This is a genomic window from Paenibacillus soyae (assembly GCF_024623455.1).
Classification (GTDB): domain Bacteria; phylum Bacillota; class Bacilli; order Paenibacillales; family Paenibacillaceae; genus Pristimantibacillus; species Pristimantibacillus soyae.
In genome coordinates this window covers 457,930-471,434 of sequence record NZ_JANIPJ010000002.1, presented here as the reverse complement: position 1 = coordinate 471,434, position 13,505 = coordinate 457,930, and the positions used below count along the sequence as shown (strand labels likewise).

The 13,505-nt window shown below is 55.6% G+C and carries 14 protein-coding genes; all 14 read left to right on the top strand.

The annotated features are described in order from the left end of the window. The first annotated feature begins 71 nt into the window (after positions 1 to 71). A complete protein-coding gene (gene spoIIP, locus NQZ67_RS04855) occupies positions 72 to 1,319 on the top strand; it encodes a stage II sporulation protein P (RefSeq protein ID WP_306812691.1) in 1,248 nt (415 codons plus the stop codon). Between the two features lie 3 nt (positions 1,320 to 1,322). Continuing rightward, positions 1,323 to 1,715: a hypothetical protein gene (locus NQZ67_RS04850; RefSeq protein WP_257443259.1), complete on the top strand. Its 393-nt coding sequence runs from the start codon at positions 1,323 to 1,325 to the stop codon at positions 1,713 to 1,715. A gap of 73 nt (positions 1,716 to 1,788) precedes the next feature. Beyond that, positions 1,789 to 3,606 carry a translation elongation factor 4 gene (gene lepA / locus NQZ67_RS04845; protein WP_257443257.1) on the top strand — a complete coding sequence of 606 codons (1,818 nt, stop codon included), beginning with the start codon at positions 1,789 to 1,791 and terminating at the stop codon, positions 3,604 to 3,606. Positions 3,607 to 3,669: 63 nt separating this feature from the next. Further along, positions 3,670 to 4,842, top strand: coding sequence for a radical SAM family heme chaperone HemW (gene hemW, locus NQZ67_RS04840; RefSeq protein ID WP_257443255.1), 1,173 nt, complete (start codon positions 3,670 to 3,672; stop codon positions 4,840 to 4,842). A gap of 105 nt (positions 4,843 to 4,947) precedes the next feature. Next, a complete protein-coding gene (locus tag NQZ67_RS04835; RefSeq protein WP_257443254.1) occupies positions 4,948 to 5,418 on the top strand; it encodes an N-acetyltransferase in 471 nt (156 codons plus the stop codon). Positions 5,419 to 5,640: 222 nt separating this feature from the next. Beyond that, positions 5,641 to 6,666, top strand: a complete 1,026-nt coding sequence (gene hrcA / locus NQZ67_RS04830; RefSeq protein WP_257443253.1) for a heat-inducible transcriptional repressor HrcA — start codon at positions 5,641 to 5,643, stop codon at positions 6,664 to 6,666. 32 nt (positions 6,667 to 6,698) lie between these two features. Further along, on the top strand, positions 6,699 to 7,262 hold the full coding sequence (gene grpE / locus NQZ67_RS04825) for a nucleotide exchange factor GrpE (protein WP_257443252.1): 564 nt from the start codon (positions 6,699 to 6,701) through the stop codon (positions 7,260 to 7,262). Between the two features lie 53 nt (positions 7,263 to 7,315). Beyond that, positions 7,316 to 9,154: a molecular chaperone DnaK gene (gene dnaK, locus NQZ67_RS04820; RefSeq protein ID WP_257443251.1), complete on the top strand. Its 1,839-nt coding sequence runs from the start codon at positions 7,316 to 7,318 to the stop codon at positions 9,152 to 9,154. Between the two features lie 98 nt (positions 9,155 to 9,252). After that, complete coding sequence (dnaJ, locus tag NQZ67_RS04815; RefSeq protein ID WP_257443249.1) at positions 9,253 to 10,380, top strand: molecular chaperone DnaJ; 1,128 nt, start codon at positions 9,253 to 9,255, stop codon at positions 10,378 to 10,380. 85 nt (positions 10,381 to 10,465) lie between these two features. After that, complete coding sequence (locus tag NQZ67_RS04810) at positions 10,466 to 10,627, top strand: YfhD family protein (RefSeq protein ID WP_257443246.1); 162 nt, start codon at positions 10,466 to 10,468, stop codon at positions 10,625 to 10,627. 22 nt (positions 10,628 to 10,649) lie between these two features. Then, complete coding sequence (locus NQZ67_RS04805) at positions 10,650 to 10,859, top strand: hypothetical protein (protein WP_257443244.1); 210 nt, start codon at positions 10,650 to 10,652, stop codon at positions 10,857 to 10,859. A gap of 128 nt (positions 10,860 to 10,987) precedes the next feature. Next, complete coding sequence (gene prmA, locus NQZ67_RS04800) at positions 10,988 to 11,968, top strand: 50S ribosomal protein L11 methyltransferase (protein ID WP_257443242.1); 981 nt, start codon at positions 10,988 to 10,990, stop codon at positions 11,966 to 11,968. 9 nt (positions 11,969 to 11,977) lie between these two features. Beyond that, the gene (locus NQZ67_RS04795) at positions 11,978 to 12,664 is read left to right on the top strand and encodes a site-2 protease family protein (protein WP_257443241.1); all 687 of its coding nucleotides are present in this window, start codon (positions 11,978 to 11,980) and stop codon (positions 12,662 to 12,664) included. A 57-nt stretch (positions 12,665 to 12,721) separates the two neighbouring features. After that, entirely contained in the window at positions 12,722 to 13,504 is a 783-nt protein-coding gene (locus NQZ67_RS04790) for an RsmE family RNA methyltransferase (protein WP_257443239.1), read from the top strand. The last annotated feature ends 1 nt before the right edge of the window (position 13,505 follow it).

Here is a 13,505-nt window from a genome sequence, read left to right as displayed (position 1 = left end):
CATAGTTTGATAGTAGCTTAGGATGGATGAGCTTAACTATCGCTTTGCGGATTACGGGAGGGTACATAACGATGATGAAACGTAAGCCTTTGCGGTGGAATGAAGCAAGAGACGGACAACATCTTCGGCAGCTGCTGGTGACGGGTAAAGCCTTTTCTCTTCTGTCGTTCAGCTCCATGCTGTTTTTTATAATGCTCGGCTTAGCGGGGATGCTTCACCAACAGTCGTCGGAGTCGCCGATTCATTCGATGAAAGGATTCGCGGCTGCCGTTCCGGGCGGCTTCTTCGGGGACATGCTTGAGATGGAGATGCCGTCGTTCCAGAGCGGCATGCAATCGGACTCGTTCACCTCGCGGGAGATCAGCTCCTTCATGATGCGTACGCTGACCAGCATCAACCCGAGCACGCCGGGCGGGCTGCTGGCGGCCGAGCTGCCGGGGATGGCGAGCGACGCCTTCCTGATCCGCAAAGGGATCGGAACGGACGCGAACGTGGGGCCGAAGGATCACCTGCCGATCGAAGGTCCGCAGGAGGAAAAGGATAACGGCCAAGGAACGGAGGCACCGGAGGGCGATACAGGGGCCGTCGAGCAGCCCGGCGCGGACCCGGATGATTCGGGAAGCGGCGGCGAACAGCCGGCGACGCCAATCTCCCCGCCCGCGGAAGAGCCGTCTACGGGGGATTCCAAAATCGCGTTTATCTACCACTCGCATAACCGGGAGTCCTGGTATCCGGAGGTGGAGAACAAGGACGCGAATTCGACGACCAAAAACATTACGCTGGTGGGCAAGCGGCTGGCAGAGAAGCTCGAGGAGGAAGGCGTGGGGGCCATGCATTCCGACACCGACTATCCGACCGCCATCAAAGGCTACAGATGGGAGCTCAGCTACAAATATTCGAAAAAAACGGTGCAGGAAGCGCTCGCGAGCAGCGACGACCTGAAGTTCTTCTTCGATATTCACCGCGATTCGCAAAAAAGAAAATACACGACGGTCGATATTAACGGCGTCAGCTACGCCCAGGTTTATTTCATCATCGGCCATAAAAATCCGAACTGGAAAGAAAACGAAGAATTCGCCACCAAAATCCACGAAGAGCTCGAGAAGAAGTACCCCGGTATTTCTAGAGGAATATGGGGCAAAACTGCTGCTACGGGCAATGCCGAATATAATCAATCGTTAGCTTCCGAAAGCGTCCTGCTCGAAATCGGCGGGGTCGAAAATACGCTTGAAGAATCGTACCGCACGGCCGACGCGCTGGGCGAAATCATAGCGGAGATTTATTGGGAAGCGGAGAAGGTATCAGGAGAGGAGCAGTAAACGATGAAAGGAAACGCATGGAAGTGGCTCGCCATCGGCGGAGCGCTTGCGATAGTCGTCCTGTTCGGGATCGAGATGACCTCGTCCGGCATCGAACGCATTTACGGTCCTATCGAAGGCGAGGCTTCTTACGGGACAGGCACAGGGCTTGCGTCGCAAGAGGAGCGCGGCTCTTACGAATCCGAGACGGATAAGCGGATCGCGCAGCTCGAGAAGGAGCTCGAGGAAATCCGGCGGGCTTACGGCTACAACGGGGAACGTCTCCCCGGCATGCCGAACGAAGACGAGGCGCCGGCCGTCAACAAGCTGGCGGACTCCACATCGGGCATGCTGCAATCCGCGTCGAGCAAAGGCATCCGGTTCGTCGTCGACCTGTTCGACGGGCTGATACACTAATTGCTGTCATCCCTCCAAGCTGATATAATAGGAGGAATGATTGGAATTATTGGAATGTGTGGGGGCTTAGTGCATGACTGACGTTCGCGACCGACAGAAGAAGATAAGAAATTTTTCCATTATCGCTCATATCGACCATGGCAAGTCGACGCTTGCCGACCGTATCTTGGAATATACGGGAGCGCTCAGCTCCAGGGAAATGCAGGCGCAAGTGCTGGACCAGATGGATCTGGAGCGCGAGCGGGGGATTACGATCAAGCTGCAGGCGGTGAGACTTTCTTACCGCGCGGACGATGGCGAAGAGTATTTGCTGAACTTGATCGATACGCCAGGGCACGTCGACTTTACGTACGAGGTGTCCCGAAGCATGGCCGCCTGCGAGGGCGCTCTCCTCGTCGTGGACGCCGCCCAGGGCATCGAGGCGCAGACGCTGGCCAACGTGTACTTGGCGCTGGACAACAACCTCGAGGTGCTGCCGGTCATTAACAAAATCGATTTGCCGAGCGCGGAGCCGGAGCGGGTGAAGCAGGAGATCGAGGACGTGATCGGGCTGGACGCCAGCGAAGCGGTCCATGCTTCCGCCAAAGCCGGCATCGGCATCAAGGAAATTTTGGAGCAGGTCGTCACGAAGGTGCCGGCTCCGAGCGGCGATCCTGACCAGCCTTTGAAGGCGCTGATCTTCGACTCGCATTACGACGCCTACAAAGGCGTTATCGTGTACGTCCGGGTCATCGACGGCAATATCCGCGCCGGCAAGAAAATCCGGTTCATGGCGACGGGAGCCGAGTTCGAGGTCATCGAGGTCGGAGCGTTCAAACCGCGCATGTCGATCGTGGACGAGTTGTCCGTGGGCGACGTAGGCTTTGTCGTTGCGGGCATCAAGAACGTGAAGGATACGCGCGTCGGCGATACCGTTACCGACGCCAAGAAGCCCGCGCCCGAGCCGCTGCCGGGTTACCGCCGGATTAATCCGATGGTCTATTGCGGCCTGTATCCGATCGAGACGCAGGATTACAACGATCTTCGCGAAGCGCTCGAGAAGCTGGAGCTGAACGACGCGTCGCTGCGTTACGAGCCGGAGTCGTCCACGGCGCTTGGCTTCGGTTTCCGCTGCGGCTTCCTTGGACTGCTCCACATGGAGATCATTCAGGAGCGGATCGAGCGGGAATTCAACATTCCGCTCATCACGACCGCGCCGAGCGTTATCTACAAGGTAACCCTCACGAACGGCGAGCAGATGGATATCGACAATCCGTCCAATTACCCGGAGTCGGGACGTCTGGATTATGTCGAGGAGCCTTACGTGAAAGCGGGCATTATCGTGCCTAACGATTTTGTCGGCACGATCATGGAGCTGTGCCAAGGCAAACGCGGCGAATTCATCAACATGGAGTATTTGGATACGAACCGCGTTACGTTATCGTACGACATGCCTCTGTCCGAGATCGTCTACGATTTCTTCGATCAATTGAAATCGCGGACCAAAGGTTACGCTTCCTTCGATTACGAGTTATCGGGGTATCGCAAATCCAATCTCGTGAAGATGGACATCATGCTGAACGGCGAGCAGGTCGACGCGTTGTCCGTCATCGTCCACCGCGACAGAGCGTACAACCGCGGCCGCCTCATCTGCGAGAAGATGAAAGAGCTGATTCCGCGCCAGATGTTCGAGGTGCCGGTTCAGGCTTCCATCGGCACGAAGGTTATCGCGCGCGAGACGGTCAAGGCGATGCGGAAGAACGTTCTCGCCAAGTGCTACGGCGGCGACATCAGCCGGAAGCGGAAGCTTCTCGAGAAGCAGAAGGAAGGCAAGAAGCGGATGAAGCAGGTCGGCAGCGTCGAGGTGCCGCAGGAAGCGTTCATGGCCGTGCTGAAAATCGACGAAGATTAACCATTTGACATGGAGGAGAGCGACGCTCTCCTTCGTTTTTTGTATAGGGAAGGAGCAACGAAGATGAATCCATTAACAGCGTCTCCTAAGGCGCTTTATATACACATCCCGTTCTGCACGAACAAATGCCATTATTGCGACTTTACTTCGTACGTGTTGAAAGGGCAGCCGGTCGATCAATACTTGGACGCGTTGGAGGAGGAGATGAGAAGGACGGTTTCCGCGCTGGCGCCCGAGAGGATCGAGACGGTATTCGTCGGGGGAGGCACGCCGACCGTGCTGACGCCTCCGCAGATGGAACGGTTCTTGAAATCGGTGTTCGAGCATTTCCCGATCGCGGAAGGCGCGGAATTTACGATGGAAGCGAATCCGGGAACGACCGATCCCGAGAAGCTGGCGGCGATGAAGGAAGGCGGCGTGAACCGCATCAGCTTCGGCGTGCAGTCGTTCGATAACGGCCTGCTGGAGCGGATCGGCCGCATTCACAATGTCGACGACGTCTATCGCAGCTTGGAGAACGCGCGTAAAGCGGGCTTCGACAATTTGTCCATCGATCTGATGTTCGGGCTGCCTGGCCAGACGCTCGAGCTGCTATCCGACAGCGTCGAGCGCGCCATGGCGCTCGGACTGCCTCATTATTCACTGTATAGCTTGAAGGTAGAGGAGAACACGCTGTTCCACAAGCTGTATGAACGGAACGAGCTTCCGCTGCCTGCGGAAGAGGAGGAGCTGAGAATGTTCCTGCTCCTCATGGAGAAGCTGAAGGCCGGCGGTTACCGCCATTACGAAATCAGCAATTTCGCGAAGCCCGGCTTCGAGAGCCGCCACAATTCCACCTATTGGCGCAACGAGCCTTACTACGGGCTTGGCGCGGGGGCTCACGGCTATGCGAAGGGCGTGCGTCATGTCAACATCAAAGGCGTGCAGCCGTATATCGACGCGAACAAGGAAAGGCTGCCGCGGCTGGAATCCTACGATATTCCGGCGGACGAAGCGATGGAGGATTTTATGATGGTGGGACTCAGACTTCTGGAGGGCGTACAGTCTTCCAGATTCGCTGCGCAATTCCCGGGCCATCGCTTGGAGGAGCGTTACGGAGCCGTTATCGACAAGCAAATCCGGGACGGACTCCTAGAAAGAATCGAACAAAACGGCGACATCATTTATCGGCTGACCGACCGGGGTGTGCTGCTCGGAAACGAAGTTTTCGGAGCGTTTTTGGGCACTGGCGCATAAATAGATAAAGCGTAAAAATGTGCTTGAGTATTCATTCGTTTTGATGTATATTTATTCATATTCTTACAAACGAACGATACGGTACTCGCGGGGGTGGAGGCAGCGATGCAAGCAGTGGATGTGTTTTGCCGGACGGCAACGCCGGACGACGTGGAAACTTTGTTTCAATTAATAAAGGGTTACGCCGAGAAGGGGATTATGCTGCCGAGGTCCCGCGAAGCCCTTGCCCATATGATCGACACGTTCGTCGTGGCGGAGATTGGCGGCGTCGTCGTAGGGTGCGGCGCGTTAACGAAGCTTGGCGATAACCTGGTCGAGATCCGGTCGCTTGGCATGACCGAAGGCTATAAGAGCCTCGGCATCGGCAGCAAGCTCGTGACCAAATTGCTGGAGCAGGCGAAGGCGCAGGGGATTACCAAAGTCATGGCGCTTACGTACGCCGACAAGTTTTTTGAACGGAACGGCTTCACCGTCGTGGACAAAGACATTTTCCCCGAGAAGGTGTGGAAGGACTGCGTGAATTGTCCCAAGCAGCATGCCTGCGACGAAATCGCGGTGCTAAGGACGTTAGAGTAACGGACTCGTACGGATGGCGCGTGCGCTATGCGGCTGCAGCAACTTGTGGCCGCATGGCGTTTTTTTGTGTTTGCGAACGAAAAATTCCGAGCCGGCTGCCGAACTGACTTGACAATCGCAAAGGCGTTTTGGTATTTTTGTATTAGCGATTAGCACTCATATGAGTTGAGTGCTAACGAGCAGCCGAAGCGTTTAGTTTCTAACGAATATGGAGGGATCGAAATGCTGACAGATAGACAGCGAATGATTTTGAATGCCATCGTAGACGATTATATCCGTTCAGCTGAGCCGGTAGGCTCGCGCAGCATTTCGAAGCGGGGCGACGTCGCCTTCAGCCCGGCCACGATTCGGAACGAAATGGCGGATTTGGAGGAGCTCGGTTACCTGGAGCAGCCTCATACTTCTGCCGGTCGGGTACCCTCGACCAAAGGCTACCGGTATTATGTCGACCATCTTGTTCAGTTGAACCAGCTGAACGACGACGATGTTCACTTAGTCCGCTCGTTCGTAACCGACAAGATGAACCAAATGGAGCAAGTCATTCAGCATGCGGCGACGATATTGTCCAGCTTAACGAATTATACGTCGATTTTGCTTGGACCGGAGCTGTTCCATACCTCGCTGAAACACTTTGGTTTGGTTCCGCTTAACGCGGATTCCGCGGTTGCGATCATCGTGACCAACACGGGACATGTCGAGAATCGGACGATTACGGTTCCGCCTGACCTGAATATGGACGACATGCAGAAGGTCGTCAACATTCTCAACACGAAGCTTGTCGGCGTGCCGCTTATTCGCCTGAAGGCGAAGCTGTATTCCGAGGTCGCGCATGAGCTGGAGAGACATGTCGACCACTATGAAGGCCTGATCAGGGTGCTGGAGAACGCCCTCCAGAATGACGAAGAGCAGCGCATCTTCATGAGCGGAACGACGAACATGCTTACTCAGCCCGAGTTCAAGGATGTCGACAAAGTGAAAACGATTCTGGATCTGCTCGGCGAAGCGCCTGCGATAATGAAGATGTTGTCGACGCTTCCTTCGGGTATACAAGTCCGGATCGGAACAGAAAATGACCACAAGGCGATCAGCGATTGCAGTCTGATTACCGCCACTTATTCCATTGAAGGCGAGCCGCTCGGCACGATCGGAATACTCGGCCCGACCCGGATGGAATACGGCAAAGTGATCAGTCTCATCGATATGATATCCAAGGACATGGGCACATTGCTCAGCCGTTGGTATAAATAAGGATCGAAGCATTACGCTTAGGAGGTGAAGAGATGAGCGCGAAGGAACAACATAATGAAACAGTGGATACTGTAGAAGAAGAAACTGCGGCCGAGAACATGGACCATGTATCGGAAGGCGGCGAAGCCGCGGAACAACCTGCAGCAGACGCTCGTTACGACGAGCTGGCGAAGCAGGCGGACGAAGCCCAGCAGCGATACTTACGAGCGCAGGCGGATTTCGACAACTTTCGTCGCAGAACAATGAAGGAGAAGGAAGAGCTTGGACAATACGCTTCCATGAAGCTCCTCGGCCAGCTGCTTCCGGTCGTCGATAATTTCGAACGCGCGATAGCCGCGGCATCCAGCAACAGCGACTACGAGTCGCTTGCGAAGGGCGTGGACATGATCTTCCGCCAGCTCAGCCAGACGCTAGACGCGGAAGGACTGAAGCCGATCCAGTCTGTAGGCGAACCATTTAATCCCGAGTTCCATCAGGCGATCATGACGGTGGAATCCGATGAATATGAAGAAGGCATCGTGGTGGAGGAAGTTCAGAAAGGCTACATGCTGAAAGAGAAAGTGCTCCGCCCGGCAATGGTGAAGGTAAGCGGCTAATTGACGCTGTTATAGGAATGGATAACCATATATACTTTTAGGAGGATTAAGCCATGAGCAAAGTTATCGGTATTGACTTAGGTACTACAAACTCCTGCGTTGCCGTTATGGAAGGCGGCGAAGCCGTCGTTATTCCGAACCCGGAAGGCAACCGCACGACGCCGTCCGTCGTCGGCTTCAAGAAGGACGGAGAGCGTATCGTCGGCGAGACGGCGAAGCGCCAGGCGATTACGAACCCTGACCGCACGATTATTTCGATCAAGCGTCACATGGGTACGAACCATAAGGAAAAAATCGACGACAAAGAATATACGCCGCAAGAGATTTCGGCTATTATTCTGCAAAAGCTGAAGTCTGATGCCGAAGCTTACCTGGGTCAGCCGGTAACGCAAGCCGTTATCACGGTCCCTGCTTACTTCAACGACAGCCAGCGTCAAGCGACGAAGGACGCGGGTAAAATCGCGGGTCTCGAAGTGCTTCGCATCGTCAACGAGCCGACGGCTGCCGCTCTTGCATACGGCATGGAGAAAGCCGAAGACCAAACCATTCTCGTATATGACCTTGGCGGCGGCACATTCGACGTATCCATCCTTGAGCTGGGCGACGGCTTCTTCGAAGTAAAGGCGACGAGCGGCGACAACCAGCTCGGCGGCGACGACTTCGACCAAGTGATCATCGACTATCTCGTAGCCGAGTTCAAGAAGGAGCAAGGCGTCGACCTGTCCAAGGACAAAGCGGCCGTTCAGCGTCTGAAGGACGCTGCGGAGAAAGCGAAAAAAGAGCTTTCCGGCGTTATGACATCCACGATCTCCCTGCCGTTTATTACGATGGTAGACGGCGTGCCTCAGCACTTGGAGATGAATCTGACTCGCGCGAAATTCGAAGAGCTGTCCGCTTCTCTCGTTGAGCGCACGCTTGGACCGACTCGCCAAGCGCTTAGCGACGCGGGCATGACAGCAAATGATATCGACAAGATCGTACTGGTAGGCGGTTCGACTCGTATCCCTGCCGTTCAAGAAGCGGTTAAGAAATTGACGGGCAAGGAGCCTCACAAAGGCGTGAACCCGGACGAAGTCGTAGCCCTCGGCGCGGCGGTGCAAGCGGGCGTATTGACAGGCGACGTGAAAGACGTTGTTCTGCTTGACGTAACGCCATTGTCCCTCGGCATCGAGACGGCGGGCGGCGTGTTCACGAAGATGATCGACCGCAACACGACGATCCCGACAAGCAAGTCTCAAGTGTTCTCCACGTACGCGGATAATCAGCCGGGCGTTGAAATCCACGTTCTGCAAGGCGAGCGCTCCATGGCGGCTGGCAACAAAACGCTGGGACGCTTCACGCTGAGCGATATCCCTCCGGCTCCTCGCGGCGTTCCGCAAATCGAAGTAACCTTCGACATCGACGCGAACGGCATCGTAAACGTATCGGCGCTTGACAAAGGAACGGGCAAGAGCCAAAAAATTACGATCACGTCGTCCGGCGGCTTGAGCGAAGCGGAAATCGAGCAAATGATGAAGGACGCGGAATTGAACGCAGAGGAAGACCGCAAACGCAAAGAGCTTGTCGAAGCGAAAAACGCGGCGGACCAATTGGTTTACTCCACGGACAAAACGATTAAAGACCTTGGCGATAAAGTAGATGCATCCGAAATCGAGAAAGCGAACGCGGCAAAAGAAAAAGTAACGGCCGCAATCGCAACCGACGACGTCGCGCAAATCAATGCGGCCGTCGAAGAGCTGACGGAAATCGTGCAGCAGCTGTCCGTAAAGCTGTATGAGCAAGCTTCGCAAGCGGGAGCTGCCGGCGGCGCCGCCGAAGGCGACGCTGCGGGCGCAACGGGCAAAGATAATGTCGTGGACGCGGATTACGAGGTTGTCGACGACAAGAAGTAAGGCTTACCGGCGAGAGGTCAAAGAGGGGCTTGCCCTGTCTTTGACCTCCTTTCTTGCGTCAATACAGGGAGAGTAACGAACAGCGGGGGTGAAATCGGATGGCTAACAAACGAGATTATTATGAGGTATTGGGTGTAGGTAAGGACGCCTCCGCGGAAGATATCAAAAAATCGTACCGCAAGCTTGCCCGGCAATATCATCCGGATGTGAACAAAGCGGCGGACGCGGAAGCGAAGTTCAAAGAAGTGAAAGAAGCATACGACGTGCTCAGCGACGACGGCAAACGTTCTACTTACGACCGTTACGGCCATGTCGATCCGAACCAGGGCATGGGCGGAGCTGGCGGCCAGGATTTTGGCGGCTTCGGCGATATATTCGATATGTTCTTCGGCGGCGGCGGTTCGCGGCGGGATCCGAACGCTCCTCAGCGGGGCAACGATCTGCAATATACGATGACGGTGGAGTTCAAGGAAGCGGTCTTCGGCAAGGAAGCCGAAATTACGATTCCGCGTACGGAATCCTGCGATACCTGCCACGGCAACGGCGCAAAGCCGGGCACGAAGCCGGAAACCTGCTCGACGTGCAAAGGCTCGGGTCAGCAGGAAGTCGTGCAGAACACGCCGTTCGGCCGCATGGTCAACCGCCGCGCGTGTACGAACTGCTCGGGCACGGGACGCATTATCCGCGAGAAATGCGGAACCTGCCACGGCGCGGGCAAAGTGAAGAAGCAGCGCAGAATCAAGGTCAACATTCCGGCGGGCGTGGACGACGGCGCGCAAATCCGGATGTCGGGCGAAGGAGAAGGCGGCCTGCGCGGAGGTCCGGCTGGAGATCTGTACATTGTTCTTCGCGTGAAGCCGCATGAATTTTTCGACCGCGAAGGCGACGATATTTATTGCGAAGTGCCGCTTACGTTCGTGCAAGCCGCGCTTGGCGATGAGGTCGAAATTCCTACGTTGACCGAAAAGGTGAAGCTAAAGGTGCCTGCGGGAACTCAGACCGGCACGTACTTCCGACTGAAAGGCAAAGGCGTACCGAAGCTTCGCGGTTACGGCACGGGCGATCAGCACGTGAAAGTCACGATCGTGACGCCGACGAACTTGACCGACGAGCAGAAGGAGCTGCTGCGCCAATTCGGCGGAGTGTCCGGAGAATCGGCAAGCGAGCAGGAAGAACATCACGAGAATATCTTTAAAAAAATGAAAAAGGCGTTCCGCGGCGAATAGCGCGGGGCGTCTTTTTTTGCATAAAAACGGCGAATCCCGCGCAATCTATTCCAGTATGGAGACCACGCGAAGGAGGATTACGCTAATGGACAACAGCATGGAGAAAGTGAATTTCGGAGATCTGCCAGCGGACGATCAGGACGGCAAAGTGGAGGACGTGGAGTTCTCGGAGGAGCTGGCCGACGAAGCGGACCGCGTGGCCATGAAGCGCGCGGCCGAAGCGGACAGCCGCAACGAGCAGTCTTAAGTTAGGGCGGAGGATTGCACCTATGAGTTCGATCGAAATTCAAGCTTCGTTCAAGAGCGAGCAAGAAGCGCAGGAAGCGCTGCATAAGCTGCAGGCGCTGCGTGCTATCGAGGTTGGCGGTTATCGGGAAGGCGCCGGCATCCTGACCGCGACCGTGGACGAAGCGATTGCGGAGCGGGCGATGCATCTCATTCAACAAGTAGGCGGAAGCGTCGATACGACGCTAAGCTGAGCAGTCATAGGTAAGACATAAGGATGACGCAAGAGACGAAAGTCTTTTTTGCGTCATTTTTTTGTGCTGGGCCATGAGTCTGTTGTACAATAGAGGATAGGCATTTTTGATCTTGGGAGGCATTACATATGAAATGGTATGAGATTACGATATCAACGACGGAGGAAGCGCAGGAAATGATCTCCAACTTCCTTCACGAGATGGGAGCGGGAGGCGTTTCGATCGAAGAATCGGGATCGCTCAATAAGCCCCGCGATACTTCGCTTGGACAGTGGTACGAATTCCCGCTTAACGATATCCCGGAAGGGCAAGCCGTGATCAAAGGTTATTTTCCGGAAGGCACGGACACGGACGAGTTAATCGAAGCGTTGAAGCCTCGGATTGAAGAGCTGAAGGATTTCGATATCGATATCGGCGATGTCGCTTATTCCGCGAAAGAAGTGGACGACGAGGATTGGGCGACCGCCTGGAAGCAATATTTTAAGCCGATTCGGGTCTCCGACACGCTGACGATTAAACCGACCTGGGAGGATTACGAAGCGCGCGAAGGCGAACGAATCATCGAGCTGGATCCCGGCATGGCGTTCGGCACGGGGACGCATCCGACGACGGCTCTATGCCTGCAGACGCTGGAGTCGGTCGTGAAGGGCGGCGAAGAGATGATCGACGTCGGCACGGGCTCCGGTATTCTTGCGATTGGCGCATGCCGGCTAGGCGCAAAGAGCGTGCTCGCGCTTGACCTCGATCCCGTTGCCGTATCGAGCGCGACGGAGAATGTAAGGCTGAATGGCTTGTCCGAGCAGGTGGAAGTCAAGCTGAGCGATCTGCTGGGCGTGCTTCGGGAGGAGCAGGCAGAAGGTCAGGAAAGCCGCGCTCTCCGCGTAACGGTGCCGGTCGATTTGGTTGTGGCGAATATTTTGGCCGAGATTATCTTGCTGTTCATCGACGACGTCTACGAAGCGCTGAAGCCGGGAGGCATCTATATCGCATCGGGCGTGTACAAGAACAAGGAAGACGACGTGGAGCAAGGTCTGAAGGCGTCCGGCTTCGAAATCGTGGAGAAGCGGCGCGACCAGGATTGGATCGCGTTCGTGGCGAGAAAACCTTAGGAGGCGTAAATGGAGAATTTACTTTGGTATCCTCTTGAGCATCTACCGTTTGTTGTGATTGTTATCATGATCGTGTTTACGGTACATGAATTCGCCCATGCTTACAGCGCGTACAAATTCGGAGACGACACGGCTTATAGGGAAGGCCGCGTAAGTCTTAATCCGATGGTCCATCTGGACCTGATGGGGTCGATCCTGCTGTTGATAGCCGGCTTCGGTTGGGCGAAGCCGGTCCCCGTCAACGCGAGCCGGTTCAAACACCGGCGCGTCATGAGCATCGTCGTGTCGGCGGTAGGGCCGCTGAGTAACCTTCTGATGGCGTTTGTCGGCATGCTGCTCGTATATGTATTATTTGCTACCGGACTCATGCAGGCCGGATCGGTCGGCGTACAGGATGCCCTTTCCGTGTTCTTTTTTTATTTCATAACGATAAACCTGCTTCTGTTCGTCTTCAACTTGATACCGTTGCCGCCCCTCGACGGGTACCGGATCGTATCGGAGTTTCTGCCTTTGCGCATACGGTACAAAGTCGAACAAAATATCCAGTGGGGCATGTTGATTTTCTTGTTGTTTGTGTTCATTCCTCCGCTAAGAGCCGTAACGTTGGACCCGATTTTGGCATTGAGGGCGCCTCTGCATGCGGGAATCGATACGTTTCTTAGTTCGATATTCGGCTTCCAGGTGATCTGGAACTAGATTCAAATAGATTTTCTCAAATAAATCATGCTAAGATGAAGGATGGAAAACACGGTTATGCAGCGATATTTTGTGGCGCCGGACCAAATTCGGGACGGCGTCGTCACCATAACGGGCGAAGATGCCCATCATGCTGCCCGCGTCATGCGGATGAAGCCGGAAGACCGGCTGATCGCTTGCGACGGGCAAGGCCGAACGGTGCTCGCCTACGTGCTGGATGCGACGCCCCAGGAGGTCAGGGCCGAAGTGCTGGAGCCGCTGGAGCAGCATAGCGAACCTGCTTGGTCGGTTACGATCGCGCAGAGCTTGCCGAAGGGCGACAAGATGGAGCTCGTCATTCAGAAGGGGACGGAGATCGGCGCCGCCTCTTTCTTGCCGTTCGAATCGGAGCGCATGGTCGTTCAATATGACGGCAAGAAGGAAGCGAAGCGCCTTGAACGCTGGGGCAAAATCGCCAAGGAAGCGGCCGAGCAGGCGCATCGCCACCGCATTCCCGCGATCGAGTCTTTGCTAAGCTGGAAAGGCTTGCTTACGCGAATCGGAGAATACGATTTGGCTTTGTTCTGCTACGAGAGGGAAGGCAAAGACGCTCACGGGAGAGGCATTGCCGACGCCGTGCGGGAATGGAGGCGCAGCCCGGAAGGACAGGCTGCCGAGAGTCCGCGCGTGCTGCTGATCGTCGGCTCCGAAGGCGGCTTCACGGAACGAGAAGCGCAGGAAGCGCAGGAAGCCGGCGCCGCGCTCGTGGCATTAGGCAAACGAATTTTAAGAACCGAGACGGCAGGTTTGGTTGGTCTGACCTGTCTACTATATGAATCCGGAGAAATGGGAGGAGCGTGAC

Excerpts from the sequence above, each read along its gene's own strand:
- lepA (WP_257443257.1), top strand. The coding sequence starts at position 1,789 with ATGACTGACGTTCGCGACCGACAGAAGAAGATAAGAAATTTTTCCATT.
- dnaK (WP_257443251.1), top strand. The coding sequence starts at position 7,316 with ATGAGCAAAGTTATCGGTATTGACTTAGGTACTACAAACTCCTGCGTT.
- NQZ67_RS04795 (WP_257443241.1), top strand. The coding sequence starts at position 11,978 with ATGGAGAATTTACTTTGGTATCCTCTTGAGCATCTACCGTTTGTTGTG.
- NQZ67_RS04810 (WP_257443246.1), top strand. The coding sequence starts at position 10,466 with ATGGACAACAGCATGGAGAAAGTGAATTTCGGAGATCTGCCAGCGGAC.
- hemW (WP_257443255.1), top strand. The coding sequence starts at position 3,670 with ATGAATCCATTAACAGCGTCTCCTAAGGCGCTTTATATACACATCCCG.
- NQZ67_RS04805 (WP_257443244.1), top strand. The coding sequence starts at position 10,650 with ATGAGTTCGATCGAAATTCAAGCTTCGTTCAAGAGCGAGCAAGAAGCG.
- NQZ67_RS04850 (WP_257443259.1), top strand. The coding sequence starts at position 1,323 with ATGAAAGGAAACGCATGGAAGTGGCTCGCCATCGGCGGAGCGCTTGCG.
- grpE (WP_257443252.1), top strand. The coding sequence starts at position 6,699 with ATGAGCGCGAAGGAACAACATAATGAAACAGTGGATACTGTAGAAGAA.
- dnaJ (WP_257443249.1), top strand. The coding sequence starts at position 9,253 with ATGGCTAACAAACGAGATTATTATGAGGTATTGGGTGTAGGTAAGGAC.
- prmA (WP_257443242.1), top strand. The coding sequence starts at position 10,988 with ATGAAATGGTATGAGATTACGATATCAACGACGGAGGAAGCGCAGGAA.
- hrcA (WP_257443253.1), top strand. The coding sequence starts at position 5,641 with ATGCTGACAGATAGACAGCGAATGATTTTGAATGCCATCGTAGACGAT.
- NQZ67_RS04835 (WP_257443254.1), top strand. The coding sequence starts at position 4,948 with ATGCAAGCAGTGGATGTGTTTTGCCGGACGGCAACGCCGGACGACGTG.
- spoIIP (WP_306812691.1), top strand. The coding sequence starts at position 72 with ATGATGAAACGTAAGCCTTTGCGGTGGAATGAAGCAAGAGACGGACAA.
- NQZ67_RS04790 (WP_257443239.1), top strand. The coding sequence starts at position 12,722 with ATGCAGCGATATTTTGTGGCGCCGGACCAAATTCGGGACGGCGTCGTC.